This is a genomic window from Nonomuraea sp. NPDC049309 (assembly GCF_043196965.1).
Taxonomy (GTDB): Bacteria; Actinomycetota; Actinomycetes; order Streptosporangiales; family Streptosporangiaceae; genus Nonomuraea; species Nonomuraea fastidiosa.
Genome location: NZ_JBICSH010000012.1, coordinates 1 through 15,553 on the forward strand (window position 1 = coordinate 1; position 15,553 = coordinate 15,553).

Sequence of the window (15,553 nt, forward strand, 5' to 3'; positions counted from 1 at the left end):
CCGGTCTTCGCCCGCGCCTTCGATGAAGCCTGCGAGCTGCTGCAAGCCGAACTCGCCGACACGAACATCGCGTCCGAGCTGGCGGGTGGGCTGAGCGTGCGTGACATCATCCTCGGCGACCAGGCCCCTGGCGGAGTGCTGGATCAGACCGTCTTCGCCCAAGCCGGGCTTTTCGCCTTCGAGACCGCGCTGTACCGGCTGCTGGAGTCGCTTGGTGTGCGGCCGGACTTTGTGGCGGGGCACTCGTTGGGCGAGATCACCGCCGCGCATGTGGCGGGTGTGCTGGACCTGGCGGATGCCTGCCGTCTGGTGGCCGCGCGTGGGCGGTTGATGCAGGCCTTGCCCGCCGGTGGCGCGATGGCCGCGATCGGCTGCGGCGAGGACGAGATCGCCTCTGTGCTGGCCGGTCACGATCAGGTGGCCATCGCCGCGGTGAACGCACCCGGCGCCATCGTGGTCTCCGGCGCCGCCGCCCAGGTCGATGAGATCGTGGCGTGGGCGCGGGAGCAGGGCTTCCGTACGCGGCCGTTGCGGGTGTCGCACGCGTTCCATTCGCCGTTGATGAAGCCGATGCTGGCCGAGTTCGAACAGGTCGTGGCGAAGCTGACACTCCGCCGCCCGCAACTGGCGCTCATCTCCAACGTCTCCGGCCAGCCGGTGGGGGAGGAGGTCACCGAGCCCGGTTACTGGGTGGAGCACGTGCGCCGCCCGGTGCGTTTCGCCGACAGCGTCGCCACGCTGCAGGAGCAGGGCGTGACCTGCTTCATCGAGGCGGGCCCCGACGCCCAGCTCACCCCCATGGTCGAGCAGAGCCTCACCCACCAGGAGGTCTCGGAGGTGGTGGCGCTGTTGCGGCGCGACCGGGAGGAGACCGCCCAGCTGGTCGCCGGGCTGAGCCGGGCCTGGACGTCGGGCGTCAGCCTCGACTGGACCGCGTGGCCCGCCTGGAACACCCCAGGAGGCGCACGTCACGGCCATCCGGACCTGCCCACATACCCCTTCGAGCACCGCCGTTACTGGCTGCAGCTCGACTCGGCGGGCGATCCGGCCGCGCTCGGCCAGACCGCCGTCGATCACCCGATCCTGGGCGCGGCCGTGGAGCAGCCGGACGGCGGCGCGATCCTGACCGGACGCCTGTCGGCGACCGCCCAGCCGTGGCTGGCCGACCACGTGATCAACGGGACCCCGATCCTGCCCGGCACCGCGTTCGTCGAGCTGGCGCTGCGTGCCGGAGAGCTGCTCGGCTGCCCGTTCATCGACGAGCTCACGCTGCACGCACCCCTGCCCATCCCCGGCACGGCCACGGGTGCGGAGGACGGCACCGGCGGCGCGGTCCTCCGCATCACGGTGACCACCCCCGGCGAGGACGGCCGGCACCAGATCGCCATCCACTCCAGGACCGAAGATGACGGCGAGTGGACGCGGCACGCCACCGGCGCTCTCACCTCCGCACCCGTGACGTCTGACGTTCCGGCGGAGCTGCGGCAGGCCTGGCCGCCCGCGGGCGCCGAGCCGCTCGACACCACCGGCCTGTACGACCGCCTCATCGACCACGGCTACGGCTACGGCCCCGCCTTCCAGGCGCTGACCCGTGCCTGGCGACAGGGGGACGACCTGTACGCGGAGGTGTCGCTGCCGGCGGACGAGGCCGCCCCGGACGGGTACGGCGTGCACCCGGCGCTGCTCGACGCGGCCATGCACGTGGGCATGCTCGCCGGGCTGGACGGCGGACAGGATCAGGGTGACGGCCCGCTGATCCCGTTCAACTGGCGCGGCGTGACCTTGCACGCCTCAGGCGCGTCAGCACTCCGCGTCCGGCTCCGCCGCCTGGACGGCGAGGCCGTCACCCGCCTGGACACCGCGGACCCGGCAGGCGGCCCGGTGGTGTCGGTCGAGGAGCTGACCGCCCGCCCGCTGGCACAGGCCCCACTGACCGGCACGGCCGGGACGCGCTGGCTCTACGAGCTGACCTGGCGTCCGATCGCCGCAGGCGACGGGAGAGCGCCCGCAAGCGGGATCCGAGTGCTGGACGCTGCAGCGGCGGCGGCCAACGGCGACATGGCGACCCGGGCGCGACAGACCGTCGGGAGGGTGCTGGCCGAGCTGCAGAGCTGGTCGGCCGAGGGCGACCCCCGCCCGGTGGCGGTCATCACGCGCGGCGCGGTCGCCGTAACGGAGAACGAGACGCCCGACCCCGCGCAGGCGGCGGTCTGGGGCTTGGTCCGCTCCGCCCAAGCGGAGGAGCCCGGCCGCATCACCCTCATCGATGTGGACCCGGCACACGACCCCGGCACCGCCGCGCCGGCCGCCCTGCTCGAGACCGGCGAGCCCCAGATCGCACTCCGCGCGGACCAGGCGTGGGCTCCGAGACTCGGCCGCGCCCGCCTCACCGGGGACCCCGCCCCCGCCTGGCCGGTGGACGGCACCACCCTGATCACGGGCGGCACCGGCGGCCTGGGCGCGCTGATGGCCAGGCACCTGGTCGCCGAGCACGGCGTACGCCACCTGCTGCTGATCTCCCGCCGCGGCCAGGACGCGCCAGGAGCCGCGCGGCTCCGCGACGAGCTGACCGAGCTGGGCGCCCAGGTGACGATCGCCGCCTGCGACGCCGGCGACCGCGACGCCCTCGCCGCCCTGCTGGAGCGGATCCCCGACGCCCACCCCCTGCGCGCCGTCGTCCACACGGCGGGCGTCAGCGCCAACGCCGTCATCGGCGACCTCACCTCCGACCTGATCGACCGGGTGGCGGCCCCCAAGGCGGACGCCGCCTGGCACCTGCACGAGCTCACCCAGAAGCACGACCTGGCCGAGTTCGTGCTGTTCTCCTCCTCGGCGTCGCTGGTGGACAGCCCAGGCCAGGGCAACTACGCGGCGGCGAACGCCTTCCTCAACGCGCTCGCCGAGTACCGCGGGGCCGCCGGGCTGCCGGCGCGCACGCTGGCCTGGGGCCTGTGGGGCGGCGACGCGGGCATGCAGACCGAGCTGCGCGAGGACGACCTGGCCCGCATACGCCGCTGGGGCATGCTGCCGCTGCCGGTGGACGCGGCGCTCGCGCTGTTCGACGCGGCGCGCCGGTCGGACGCCGCGATGCTGGCGCCGATCAGGCTCGATCCGGCCGCCCTGCGCGCCCGTACCGACGGCGTGCCGCCCCTGCTCCAGGAGCTGGCACCGGCCGTGCGGCGGGCGGCGGCGGCGCGCGAGAGCGAGCGCGAGCCGCTGACCGCGCTGAGCCCGGAGGAGCGGCGCGAGCGGCTGGTCGACCTGGTTCGCAGGCGCGCGGCCCAGGTGCTCGGCCACGCCGACCCGGAGCCCGTCGAGCCGGACGCGGACCTGGTCGGGCTGGGCCTCGACTCCCTGGCCGCCATGGAGCTGCGCAACGTGCTCGCCTCCGACACCGGCGTCCGGCTGCCCGCCACCGCCGCGTTCGACTACCCGTCCGTCAGCGCCCTGGCCGGGCTGCTGGCCGAGGAGATCGCCCCCGCGCCGGCCACGGACGAGCCGGTGACGCAGGACGTGCCGAGCGCGGCGGAGACCTTGAGCGGCCTGTTCCGCGAGGCGGCCGCCGCCGGGAAGATCGAGGAGGGCATGGCGCTGCTGCACGCGGCCGCCGCCGTCCGCCCCCGCTACGACGTGGCGGACGCCCCGGCCCGCACCCCGGTGGTGCTGGCCACGGGAGCGCGCAGGCCCCGGCTGTTCTGCCTGAACTCGCCGATGGCCTTCGGCGGGCCGCACCAGTTCGGGCCGCTGGCCGCCGAGTTCCGCGACGTGCGCGACCTCGCCGTGCTGCCGATCCCGGGCTTCGTCCGCGAGGAGAGCCTGCCGGCCTCGCTGGACGCCCTCGTACACGGCCTGGCCCAGGCGGTCACGGCGGACGGGGAGCCGTACGCGCTGGTCGGATACTCCGCCGGCGGAGTGTTCGCGCACGCGCTCGCCGCCGCGATGGCGGAGGCAGGGCAGGGGCCGTCCGCGGTGATCCTGCTCGACACGCACGTTCCGCAGCAGGGGGAGAGCCCCGCCGTCTGGTCCTCGATCGTGGGCGGGCTGCTGGACAGGGAGGCGGTGTTCGGGCCGTTCACCGCCGCCCGGCTGTCCGCGATGGGCTGGTACGCGGCGCTGCTCGCGCAGTGGCGGCCCGCCGAGCTCGCCGCGCCGACCCTGTACGTGCGCGCCGTCCAGGACGTGACGACGTCCCAGGGCACGGGGGCGGCGACCGGCGCGGGCTGGCACCCCGTCATCACGCCGGATACGGCGGTGCGCGACGTCACCGCCGACCACTTCAGCATGCTGGAGTCCGAGGCCCGGCAGACCGCCGCCGCGATCGAGGACTGGCTGGCCGAGACGCGGGTGACGGGCGGGTGACGGGCGGGGTCACCCGCGGGTCACCCGCACAGCGGGTGCGCTCAAAGGGGCACCGGTTCGAAAGGACGCGGGCGCGGGCTCACTTCGCCAGCGCGACGAGCGCGTCCGAGACCTCGTTCACCTGATCCTCCAGGTAGAAGTGCCCGCCGGGGAAGACCCGCAGATCGAACCGACCGGTCGTGTTCCGCTCCCAGGCCCGCGCCTCGTCCACCGTGGTCTTCGGATCGTCGTCACCCACGAACACCACGAGCGGGCAGGACACGGCGGCGTCCTGCGCGCACTCGTACGTCTCCACCGCCTGATAGTCGGCCCGCAACGCCGGCAGCACCATCTCGAACAGCTCGGGATCCTGCAGGAACACCGGGTCGGTGCCGTTGAGCCTGCGCAGCTCCTCCGCCACCCCGGCCGCGTCCCGCCGATGCACCCATTCGTCCCGGTAGGTGGACGGAGCGCGCCGGCCCGAGGCGATCAGCGCCTGCGGCGCCGCGCCCCGCCGTTCCAGCAGCAGCGCCAGCTCGAACGCGACCAGCGCGCCCATGCTGTGCCCGAACACCAGCGTGGGCCGCTCGTCCGGGGGCAACGCGCCGGCGATGCCGGCGGCCAGCAGGCGCACGTCCGTCAGCGGCGGCTCGTGCCGGCGCTCCTGACGGCCCGGGTACTGCACGGTCAGGGCGTCGAGCGCCGGGTGCAGCGCGGCCGACAGCTTGAAGTAGCCGCTCGCCGCGCCTCCGGCGTGCGGCAGCACAACGACCCGCGCCGGAGCTTCGGGCGCGGGGTGGAAACGCTTGATCCAACGCTCGTCCATGTCGTTCCTTCCGCGGTGATCCGTTCACCGCTCGACGCGCAGCCCTCCGGAGACGGCTCCGGAGGGCTGCCGTGCGGGGCGGCGATCACCCGCGGCCGGGCGCCGCGGGCACCAGGGTGATGACGCTTTCGGTGTTCTTCTCGACCGCCGACCGGCTGTACAGCAGCGGCACCTGGGTGCCGGAGGCCCAGGCGGCGGCGAGGTCGTCGTAGTGCGGGCTCTCCGGGTCGCCGGACTGGCCGGGGGCGCTGACGAACGTCGAGTTGTCCCAGGCCCCGACGTCCAGCACCATCCGGTACGCCGGGCCGGACGTCGACTGGTAGGTCCCGCGGGTGTAGGTCGAGGCGTCCACCGTGGTCGGCGAGCCGCCGCGGGGGATCGGGCCCACGTGCTCGCCCAGCGGGTGGGGGAAGAGCGTGTGGTGCAGGTCGCCCCAGCGCCAGGCGGCCGGGTCCGCGCCGAGCCTGCCGCGCACCTCGGCGTACGCGCCGGCCAGCGTCCGCTGCACGAGCCGGTCGCGCGCCGCGGCCCCGCCGGAGCCGAACCAGCGTTCGGGCCGCTCCAGCGCGTCGATGATCTGGCGGACGTCGGCGCGCGGCACCCTCGCGGCCACCGCCGGGTCCACGAACTCGGCGAGGAACGCCGGCCCGAGATGCCCCGAAAGCCACGGCTCGTACAGCGCCGCGCCGGGGGAGTCCGCGTCCGCGGTGCCGTCGTAGCCGCGCAGCAGCTCCAGCGCCGCGGCCGTGTCGGGGTCGTCGCCCGCGGGGATGCCGCGCAGGACCGCGACGATGCGCTTTGCGTACGCGTCGACGTGGTCGCGCTGGAGCCGGGCCATGGCGGACGTGGTGTGCTCGCGCGATCCGGACAGCACCTCCTCGATGCGTTCCTTGCGGACCGGCGGCTCCCACTCGTAGCCGACGCGCAGCGGATGATCCGGCGGCATGCTGAACTCGTTCGCCGAGGCGACGATGCCGCTCGCCGGGTTGCTCACGCTGGGCAGCTCGGAGCCGGCGTGGAAGCCGTCCCACTCGTAGCGGCCGTCGCCGGGCACCGGCAGCAGCCCGTCGTGGTGCGGACGCCGGGGCACGAGCGCGCCGGGCACCCAGCCGATGTCACCGGAGGTGTCGGCGTAGACGAGGTTCTCCGGCGGGGAACCCCAGCGCCGCACCTTCGCGGCGAACTCCGGCCAGCCGCGCGCCGTCATGGCGTCCAGACCGGCGAGGTACGGCGCCGTCCCCGGCTCCGTCCACGCCGTGCGCAGGCCGAACGCCAGGCCCCGCGCGGCGTCCACCTTGAGCACCGGGCCGTGCCGGGAGAAGGTCAGCTCCACCTGGCGCGGCTCCTCGCCCGCCACCGGCACCTTCTCGCGCACCGTCGTGAACCGCACCCATTGGCCCTTGTAGCGGTAGCGGCCGGGGTCGTCCGGGTGCAGCCGGTACACCTGGATGTCCTCCTGGTCGGCGGCGAACACGGTGAGCGCGAACGCGGCGCGGTCGTTGTGCCCCATCGAGATGCCGGGCAGCGCCGGCTCGCCCGCGCCGATCACGTCCAGGCCGGGAGCGGACAGGTGGGCGACGTAGCGCAGCGCCGGGGCGGTGAAGGACCGGTGCGGGTCGCCCGCCAGGATCGGCCTGCCGGTCGCGGTGCGCGACGGCGCGAGCGCCCACGCGTTCGACCCCTCCGTCGCCGGCAGCGGCGCCTGCCGCAGCATGACACCGTCGAAGGTGACCGGCGCGATGCCGAGCAGGTACGTGTCGAGCACGTCCGCCGGCACGTCGCACGGGTCGAGCCCGTCTGGCACCTGCGGCTCGTGCGCGGGCTCCAGCAGCACCAGAGCCCTCGCGGCGGTCTGCCCGCCCGTGCACATCGCGGCCGCGCGCAGCATCTCCGGGTACGCGTTGAGCGCCAGCCCGTGGCTGCGGATCCGCACCACGTCCTCGGGCCGCCACCGCTCAGGCCGGTGGCCGAGCCGGCGGAACTCCGGCGGCAGCGACTCAGGATGCGCGTTCACCCAGTCCACGTACGCGTTGACGCCCTTGACGAACGCGGTCACCGCGCGCTGCGTGCCCGGCCCGTATGCGGCCCACTCCTTCTTCATGTCGCCGCGGTACAGCAGGAGCCGCGCGGCGCGGTCCTGCTCCACGTACGCGGGGCCGAAGGCGGCCGACAGCAGGCCGAGCCCGCGCCGCCGCCACAGGTCGAGCTGGAACAGCCGGTCCCGCGCGGCGTTGTAGCCCTGCGCCAGGAACACGTCGTCGGTGTTGCGGGCGTACAGGTGCGGCACGCCCCAGCGATCGATCGCCAGCCGCACCGGCTCGCGCAGCCCGGGGACCTGCAGCGTCCGTGTGGGGCCGGCCTCCTGCTCGGCCCGCCCGGGAACGGCCGGTGTGAGCGCCAGCACCGCTGCGGCCAGCACGGCGACGGCACGGCGTAAAGCGTTATTCCGCACCGCCGGGCTCCTTTCCCATGTGCTCATCACGGAAATTCTTGTGGTCCCGGCGATGCCGGTCAGCCCCTACCCTCCCCTAATTCCGGCCCCTTGTTACACCCATTACCGGCGGCCCGCGCACGGTCCCCTATTCAGCGATTTCCGGGGCCAGCGGGTTCGTTACGCGAACCCCTAATGGACCCCCCTTTCTCCGGCCCGCGACCTTGCCGCCCGGCTTCGCCGCTGCTTAGCCTCGGGACCACTTCCACGCAGCAGAGAGGTACAGGCCGTGAAGGGAATCGTGCTCGCGGGAGGCCGGGGGACGCGGCTGCATCCGATCACCGCCGCGGTCTCCAAACAACTGCTCCCGGTGAGCGACAAACCGATGATCTACTACCCGATATCGGTGCTCATGCTGGCCGGTATCCGAGATATCCTCCTCATTTCCTCGCCCGACCAGCTGCCGAACTACGCCCGCCTGCTCGGTGACGGCTCCCGCTTCGGGCTGAACATCTCCTACGCCGCCCAGGAATCGCCGGACGGCATCGCACAGGCGTTTCTCATCGGTGCCTCCCATATCGGCGGCGAGCCTTCCGCGCTCATCCTCGGCGACAACATCTTCCACGGGCCGTCGTTCTCGGAGGTGCTGGAGGAGAACGCCCGCGACGTCGAGGGATGTGTGCTGTTCGGATACCCGGTGAGCGACCCCGGCCGGTACGGCGTCGGCCTGACCGACGACAGCGGCCGGCTCATCTCCATCGAGGAGAAACCCGAGAAACCCCGCTCCAACAGGGCCATCACCGGCCTGTACTTCTACGACAGCGACGTCGTCGACATCGCCGAGAACCTCAAGCCGTCCGAGCGCGGCGAGCTGGAGATCACCGACGTGAACCTCGCCTACGTCCGCGAGGGCCGCGCCAAGCTGGTGGACCTCGGCCGCGGTTTCGCCTGGCTCGACACCGGCACGCCGGAGACGCTGCTCCAGGCGGGCCAGTACGTGCAGACGCTCGAGCAGCGCCAGGGCGTCCGCATCGCCTGCCTGGAGGAGGTCGCGCTCCGCATGGACTTCATCGACGCCGAGCAGTGCTACCGGCTCGGGGCCGAGCAGGCCCAGTCCGGCTACGGCCAGTACGTCATGAGCATCGCGAGCAGCTACCAGCGATGAGGATCCTCGTCACCGGCGGCGCCGGATTCATCGGCTCCTGCTACGTCCGCACCCTCGCCGAGCGCGGCGAGCACACCCTGACCGTGCTCGACAAGCTCACCTACGCCGGCAACCTGGCCAACCTCGCCCCCGCCGAAGGCCGCTACACGTTCGTGCACGGCGACATCTGCGACGCCCGCCTCGTCGGCAAGCTGATGGCCGAGCACGACCAGGTCGTGCACTTCGCCGCCGAATCCCACGTCGACCGCTCCATCAGCGACGCCGGCGACTTCGTCCGCACGAACGTGACCGGCACGTACACGCTGCTCGCGGCGGCCGCCGAGCACGGGCTCCAGACGTTCGTGCACGTCTCCACCGACGAGGTGTACGGCTCCATCGCCGAAGGCTCCTGGACCGAGGAGGAGCCGCTCGCGCCCAGCTCGCCCTACTCGGCGTCGAAGGCGTCGGCCGACCTGCTCGCCCTCGCCTACCACCGCACGCACGGGCTCGACGTGCGCGTCACCCGCTGCTCCAACAACTACGGGCCGTACCAGTACCCCGAGAAGATCATCCCGCTGTTCGTCACCCGCCTCCTCGACGGCGGCACCGTCCCCCTGTACGGCGACGGCATGAACGCCCGCGACTGGCTGCACGTCTCCGACCACGTGGCCGGCATCGAGCTCGTCCGCCAGGGCGGCCGCCCCGGGGAGGTCTACAACATCGGCGGCGGCACCGAGCTGACCAACCGCGAGCTGACCGAACGGCTCCTCGCCGCCTGTGGTGCCGGATGGGACCGCGTCGAGTACGTCGAGGACCGCAAGGGCCACGACCGCCGCTACTCCGTCGACGACGGCAAGATCCGCCGGGAGCTGGGCTACCGCCCGGCCGTCGACTTCGAAAAGGGCCTCGCCGAGACCGTCGCGTGGTACCGCGACAACCGTCGCTGGGTGCGCGGCTCATAAGGGTGCCCTAGGGGTTGTCGCCCCAGCTCAGGGCCCTGACCATAACGTCGAAGGAGGGATCCGATGCGAATCCGCGAACTCGGCATCGGCGGGGCGTTCCTCGTCGAGCCCAAGATCTTCCCCGATTCCCGGGGGATGTTCCTCGAAGTCTTCAAACAGCCCGCGTTCGCCGAAGCCGTCGGCCACCCGCTGAACGTCGCCCAGGTCAACTGCTCGGTGTCCGTACGCGGCACCATCCGCGGACTCCACGCGATCCACCTGCCGGGCCAGGCCCGCTACGTCAGCTGCCCGGCCGGCGCCATCCGCGACATCGTCGTCGACATCAGGCAGGGCTCGCCCACGTACGGGCAGCACGTCGCGGTCGAGCTGAGCGAGGACAACCTGCACGCCCTCTACCTCGCGGAAGGGCTCGCCCACGGCTTCGCCCCGCTCAGCGACCAGGCCACCGTCTTCTACCTGTGCTCGGCCACCTGGTCGCCGGAGAACTCCTACGAGATCAACCCGCTCGACCCCGACCTCGACCTGCCCTGGCCGCGCGACCGCGAACCCGTCCTGTCGGACAAGGACCGCGCCGCGCCCTCCTTCAAGGAGGCCGAACGGCTCGGCATCCTGCCCTCCTACGCCGACTGCCAGGCCCGCTACGCCGAACTCGCCGCCGCAGCGAACGGAGCCGCGCGTTGATCCCGCTGTTCAAGGTCCCCATGTCGGAGTCGGCCCCGGCCGCCGTCGCCGAGGTCGTCGGCAGCGGTCAGATCGGCCAGGGCGCCAAGGTCGCCGAGTTCGAACGGGCGCTGGGCGAGCGCATCGGCAACCCGCGCGTCGCCACCGTCAACAGCGGCACCTCGGGGCTGCACCTCGCGCTGCACATGGTCGCCGCGTCCGGCGACGAGGAAGGCGAGGTGCTCTCCACGCCGCTCACCATGGAGGCCACCAACTGGACCATCCTGGCCAACCGGCTGCGCATCAAATGGGTGGACGTCGACCCCGCCTCGCTCAACGTCGACCTCGACGACCTGGCGCGCAAGATCTCACCCCGCACCCGCGCCATCGTCGTCGTGCACTTCGCCGGCTACCCCGTCGACCTCGCCCGGCTGGCGAAGATCCTCGACGACGCCGAGGCCACCTTCGGCTTCCGCCCCGTCGTCATCGAGGACTGCGCCCACGCCTGGGGCGCCACCTTCCAGGGGGCCCGCATGGGCACCCACGGCAACATCGCCGTCTACAGCTTCCAGGCCATCAAGCACCTCACCTGCGGTGACGGCGGCGCCATGGTGCTGCCGGACGACGAACTGCACGAACGCGCCACGCTGCTGCGCTGGTTCGGCATCAACCGCCGCGCCGACCGGCTGCGCAACCCGCCCGACGTCGCCGAGTGGGGCTACAAGTTCCACATGACCGACATCAACGCCGCCATCGGGCTCGCCAACCTCGACTGGGCGGAGGAGGTCGTGGCCCGCCACCGCGCCCACGCCGCCTACTACGACCGCGAGCTCGCCGGCGTCCCCGGCCTTGAGCTGACCGAACGCGCGCCCGACCGCGAGTCGTCGTTCTGGATCTACCCGGTGAAGGTCGAGGACCGCGCCGGCTTCATCAAGCGCATGGACGAAGCCGAGATCATGGTCAGCAACGTCCACGAACGCAACGACACCCACACCTGCGTGCGCCGCTTCGCCACCCTGCTGCCGGGGCTCGACAGCGTGGCCGAGCGCGTCGTCTGCCTGCCCGTGGGATGGTGGCTGACCGAGGAGCAGCGGGCCCACATCGTCGAGACCGTACGACGGGGCTGGTAAGGCCCCCGCGAAGACCCCGGCACAGGCCCGGCCGCCGATCCCGGCGGCCGGGCCTGTGCCGTATGCGGAGCCCTGGTAGCGCTCGATCATCGGCCACCGCCTGCCCAGAGCAGCCGCCCACCGCGGGGTGTCGACGGCGGCCCGCCCGCGCCGTTCCGGACGGCCTCGGGACGCTCCTCGCGGTTTCCGCCCGCCACGCGTCACGGTCAGGCGGAGGCTCTCAGCGGCTTGCGGGCTGCCCGGCCTTGCGCCTTGTGCGCATGATCCCGGCACACAGCACGGCCGCACTCCTCCTCGTCCAGCCGGGCGGGCCGGTCGAGCCGCCGGGCACCGGCGGGGCCTGCGGGCCCGGGGCAGGGTGGGGAGTGCGGCCGTGGAGGCGACGCTGCCGGGGGAGCCTTGCTACACGTCGCCGAGTTCCCGGTCGAGGATCTCGAACAGCTCCTCCGCGGAGGCGGCGGTCAGGTCCTCGTCCTCCGCCGGCGAGGAAGCCTCGTCGGCGGCCGGGGCGGCGGGCTCGGAGGGTTCCGGCTCCGCGGGGGCCAGGCGCTCGGCCAGGTAGCGGGCCACCGCGGTGGCGTTCGGCTGGTCGAAGGCGAGCGTGGCGGGCAGCGGGAGACCGGTCTTCTGGCGCAGGCGGTTGCGCAGCTCGACGGCGGCCAGCGAGCTGAAGCCGAGCTGGACGAAGCCGCGGTCGGCGTCGATCATGTCCGCGGAGTCGTGTCCGAGCGCCATCGCCGCCTCGGCCTGGACCAGTTCCAGCAGCACCCGGTCCCGCTCCCGCGCGGGCAGCCCGGCCAGCCGCTCGCGCAGCCCGGCCGTGTCACCCGACCCGTCGGCCCGCTCGGCCACGACGGCCGTGCGGGGCGGGCCCGCCAGATCGCGCAGCAGCGCGGGCAGGTCGTCGCCGCGCGTGCGCAGCGTACGGACGTCCGGCTGGATCGGCGCGAGCACCGGCGCGGGCACCCGCAGCGCCGCGTCGAACAGCGCCAGCCCCGTCTCCGCGGAGATCGCCGGGATGCCGAGGTTGCGCACCCGGGCCAGGTCGGCCTCCTGGAGCGGACCGCCGAGCCCGGTGTCCACCGCCCACATGCCCCAGGTCAGCGAGGTGGCGGGCAGCCCGGCGGCGGCGCGTTCCGCGGCGAGCGCGTCGAGGAAGGCGTTGGCCGCCGCGTAGTCGCCCTGCCCGGCGGCCAGCACCATCCCGCCCGCCGACGAGAACAGGACGAACCTGGCGAGATCGTGCTTCTGGGTGAGCTCGTGCAGGTGCCAGGCGGCGTCCGCCTTGGGCCGCAGCACCCGGTCGAGCCCGTCCTCCGTCAGGTTGCCGAGCAGCCCGCCCGCGACCGCACCCGCCGCGTGCACCACGGCGCGCAGGGGGTGGGCGTCGGGGATCCGCTCCAGCAGGGCGGCGAGGGCGTCGCGGTCGCCGGCGTCGCAGGCGGCGATCGTCACCTGGGCGCCCAGCTCGGTCAGCTCGTCGCGGAGCCGCGCGGCTCCTGGTGCGTCCTGGCCGCGGCGGGAGATCAGCAGCAGGTGGCGTACGCCGTGCTCGGCGACCAGGTGCCTGGCCATCAGCGCGCCCAGGCCGCCGGTGCCGCCCGTGATCAGCGTCGTCCCGTCGACCGGCCAGGGGCCCGAGAACCGGTCGTCGGCGGCGCGGCCGTCGCGCGGCCGCGCGGCGCGGGTCAGCCGGGGCACCCACGGGCGGCCGTCGCGGATCGCCAGCTCGGGCTCCCCGGCGGCCAGCGCGACGCGCACGCCCTCCGCCACGTCACCGGCCGGCTCGAGATCGACGAGAACGATCCGGCCCGGGTTCTCCTCCTGGGCGGCACGCACCAGACCCCAGACCGCGGCCCGCGCCGGATCCGGCGCCTCGCCGTCCCGCACCGCCACCGCACCCCGCGTGACCACCACGGCCTGCCGGGTGCCCGCCTCCGCCGACCACTCCTTCAGGCCCGTGAGGACCCGGCGCAGCGCCCGCCGTACGCGGTCGGGCGCGCCGCCTCCGGAGGCCTCGGCGGTGACGTCGATGACGAGCGCGCCGGAGACGTCCACCGCACCGGGATGCCCGGGCGGCGTGACCGGCCGCCAGGTCACCGTCAGCAGCGACCCCGCCGCCTGCCCGGCCTGCGCCAGCTGCTCGGCCTGGACCGGCCGGGACACCACCGTCTCCACCGTGGCCACCGGCCGTCCCGAGGAGTCGGCGAGGTCCAGGCGGGTGACCTCGTCGCCGTCCAGCCTGCGCAGCCGTACGCGCACCGCGTCCGCTCCGGCGGCGTGCAGGACGACGCCGTTCCAGTTGAACGGGATCAGCGTGGCCTTCGGCCCGGCCACCAGGTCCACGTGCATCGCGGCGTCGAGCAGCGCGGGGTGCAGGCCGTACCGGGACGACGGCCCGGCCTCCTGCGGGAGCGTCACCTCGGCGTAGAGGTCGTCCCCGTCGCGCCACGCACGGGTGAGGCCGTGGAAGGACGGCCCGTAGCCGTAGCCGTGGCCGACAAGGCGCTCGTACAGGCCGGTGGTGTCGAGCGGCCGGGCGCCGGACGGCGGCCATGTCCCCATGTCCGCCGGCACGATGGCGGGGGCCGGGACGAGTGCGCCGGTGGCGTGCCGGGTCCACTGCCCGCCCTCGCTCCTGGAGTGGATGGTGAGCTGCCGCCGGCCGTCCGCGTCGGGGGCGGTCACGGTGACCTGGATGACGACGTCGCCGCTGCCGTCGGGGACGGGCAGGGGCGTGTGCAGGGTCAGCTCGTCGATCGCCGGGCAGCCCACCTGCTCGCCGGCGTGCAGCGCCAGCTCCACGAAGCCGGTGCCGGGCAGGATCGTCGTGCCGTTGATGGCGTGGTCGGCGAGCCACGGCTGGGCGGTCGCCGACAGGCGTCCGGTCAGGATCGCGCCGCCGTCCGGCTGCTCCACGACCGCCCCCAGGAACGGGTGGTCGGTCGCGGTCTGGCCGAGCGAGGCCGCGTCACCGGACGCGGCGGGCTGGAACCAGTAATGCCGCCGCTGGAAGGCGTAGGTGGGCAGCTCCACGGAGCCCGCAGTGCTCAAGCCCGGCCACGCGGTCCAGTCCACGTCGGTGCCGCCGGCCCAGGCCGTGCCGAGCGCTTCGGCGAGGTAGGCGACCTCGTCACGGTCGCGGCGGATCAGGGGTACGACGGCGGGGGCGTCGTCGTGGGTGAGGGTCTGTTCCACCATGGGGGTGAGCTGGGCGTCGGGGCCCGCCTCGATGAAGCAGGTCACGCCCTGCTCCTGCAGCGTGGCGACGCTGTCGGCGAAGCGGACCGGGCGGCGCACGTGCTCCACCCAGTAACCGGGCTCGGTGACCTCCTCGCCCGCCAGGGCACCGGAGACGTTCGAGATCAGCGCCGGCTCCGGACGGCGCAACGTCAGCCCGGCGACGACCTGTTCGAACTCGGCCAGCATCGGCTCCATCAACGGCGAATGGAACGCATGCGACACCCGCAACGGCCGCGTACGGAAGCCCTGCTCGCGTGCCCACGCCACGATCTGATCGACCTGGGCGGCGGCGCCGGAGACCACGATGGCGCCGGGTGCGTTCACCGCCGCCACCGCCACGCGGTCATGGCCGGCCAGCACGGGGGCGATCTGATCCTCGCCGCAGCCGATCGCCGCCATCGCCCCACCGGAGGGCAACGCTTGCATGAGCCGTCCGCGGGCGGCCACCAGGCGGCAGGCGTCGGCCAGGTCGAGCACTCCGGCGACGTGTGCGGCGGTGATCTCGCCGAGGGAGTGCCCGGCGACGAAGTCGGGCCGGACGCCGAGTGATTCCAGCAGCCGGTACAGCGCGGTCTCGAAGGCGAAGAGCCCGGCTTGGGCGAAGACGGTCTGATCCAGCACCTCAGCGGGGGCCTGGTCGCCGAGGATGATGTCGCGCACGGTCAGTCCACCGGCCAGCTCGGCTGCGATGTTCGTGTCGGCGAGTTCGGCTTGCAGCAGCTCGCAGGCTTCGTCGAAGGCGCGGGCGAAGACCGGGAACGCCGCATACAGCTCACGCCCCATGCCCGGGCGCTGGGCGCCCTGGCCGGAGAACACCAC

8 protein-coding genes are annotated in these 15,553 nt (G+C 73.7%); 5 read left to right on the forward strand and 3 right to left on the reverse strand.

Going from position 1 to position 15,553, the window contains the following annotated elements; translation table 11 throughout:
- Positions 1–4,359: SDR family NAD(P)-dependent oxidoreductase (locus ACGFIM_RS38750; RefSeq protein ID WP_393211633.1), on the forward strand; the 4,359-nt coding region annotated here is incomplete at its 5' end.
- Between the two features lie 79 nt (positions 4,360–4,438).
- Here the strand turns inward: ACGFIM_RS38750 and ACGFIM_RS38755 are convergent.
- Positions 4,439–5,164 (reverse strand): thioesterase II family protein, encoded by a 726-nt coding sequence (locus tag ACGFIM_RS38755; RefSeq protein WP_393211636.1) that lies wholly within the window; start codon positions 5,162–5,164, stop codon positions 4,439–4,441.
- An 85-nt stretch (positions 5,165–5,249) separates the two neighbouring features.
- Positions 5,250–7,616 (reverse strand): penicillin acylase family protein, encoded by a 2,367-nt coding sequence (locus ACGFIM_RS38760; RefSeq protein WP_393211639.1) that lies wholly within the window; start codon positions 7,614–7,616, stop codon positions 5,250–5,252.
- Positions 7,617–7,884: 268 nt separating this feature from the next.
- On the opposite strand from ACGFIM_RS38760, the gene rfbA reads away from it, so the two are divergent.
- The 4 genes from rfbA (at position 7,885) to ACGFIM_RS38780 (ending at position 11,491) form a co-directional block, all read left to right on the forward strand.
- A complete protein-coding gene (gene rfbA / locus ACGFIM_RS38765) occupies positions 7,885–8,760 on the forward strand; it encodes a glucose-1-phosphate thymidylyltransferase RfbA (protein ID WP_393211642.1) in 876 nt (291 codons plus the stop codon).
- Positions 8,757–9,701 (forward strand): dTDP-glucose 4,6-dehydratase, encoded by a 945-nt coding sequence (gene rfbB / locus ACGFIM_RS38770; RefSeq protein WP_393211645.1) that lies wholly within the window; start codon positions 8,757–8,759, stop codon positions 9,699–9,701. The genes rfbA and rfbB overlap by 4 nt, the downstream gene beginning before the upstream one ends.
- Before the next feature lie 63 nt (positions 9,702–9,764).
- The gene (rfbC, locus tag ACGFIM_RS38775) at positions 9,765–10,382 is read left to right on the forward strand and encodes a dTDP-4-dehydrorhamnose 3,5-epimerase (RefSeq protein ID WP_393211648.1); all 618 of its coding nucleotides are present in this window, start codon (positions 9,765–9,767) and stop codon (positions 10,380–10,382) included.
- Positions 10,379–11,491 (forward strand): DegT/DnrJ/EryC1/StrS family aminotransferase, encoded by a 1,113-nt coding sequence (locus tag ACGFIM_RS38780; RefSeq protein ID WP_393211651.1) that lies wholly within the window; start codon positions 10,379–10,381, stop codon positions 11,489–11,491. The genes rfbC and ACGFIM_RS38780 overlap by 4 nt, the downstream gene beginning before the upstream one ends.
- A 402-nt stretch (positions 11,492–11,893) precedes the next feature.
- On the opposite strand, the gene ACGFIM_RS38785 is transcribed toward ACGFIM_RS38780, so the two are convergent.
- Entirely contained in the window at positions 11,894–15,553 is a 3,660-nt protein-coding gene (locus tag ACGFIM_RS38785; protein ID WP_393211654.1) for an SDR family NAD(P)-dependent oxidoreductase, read from the reverse strand.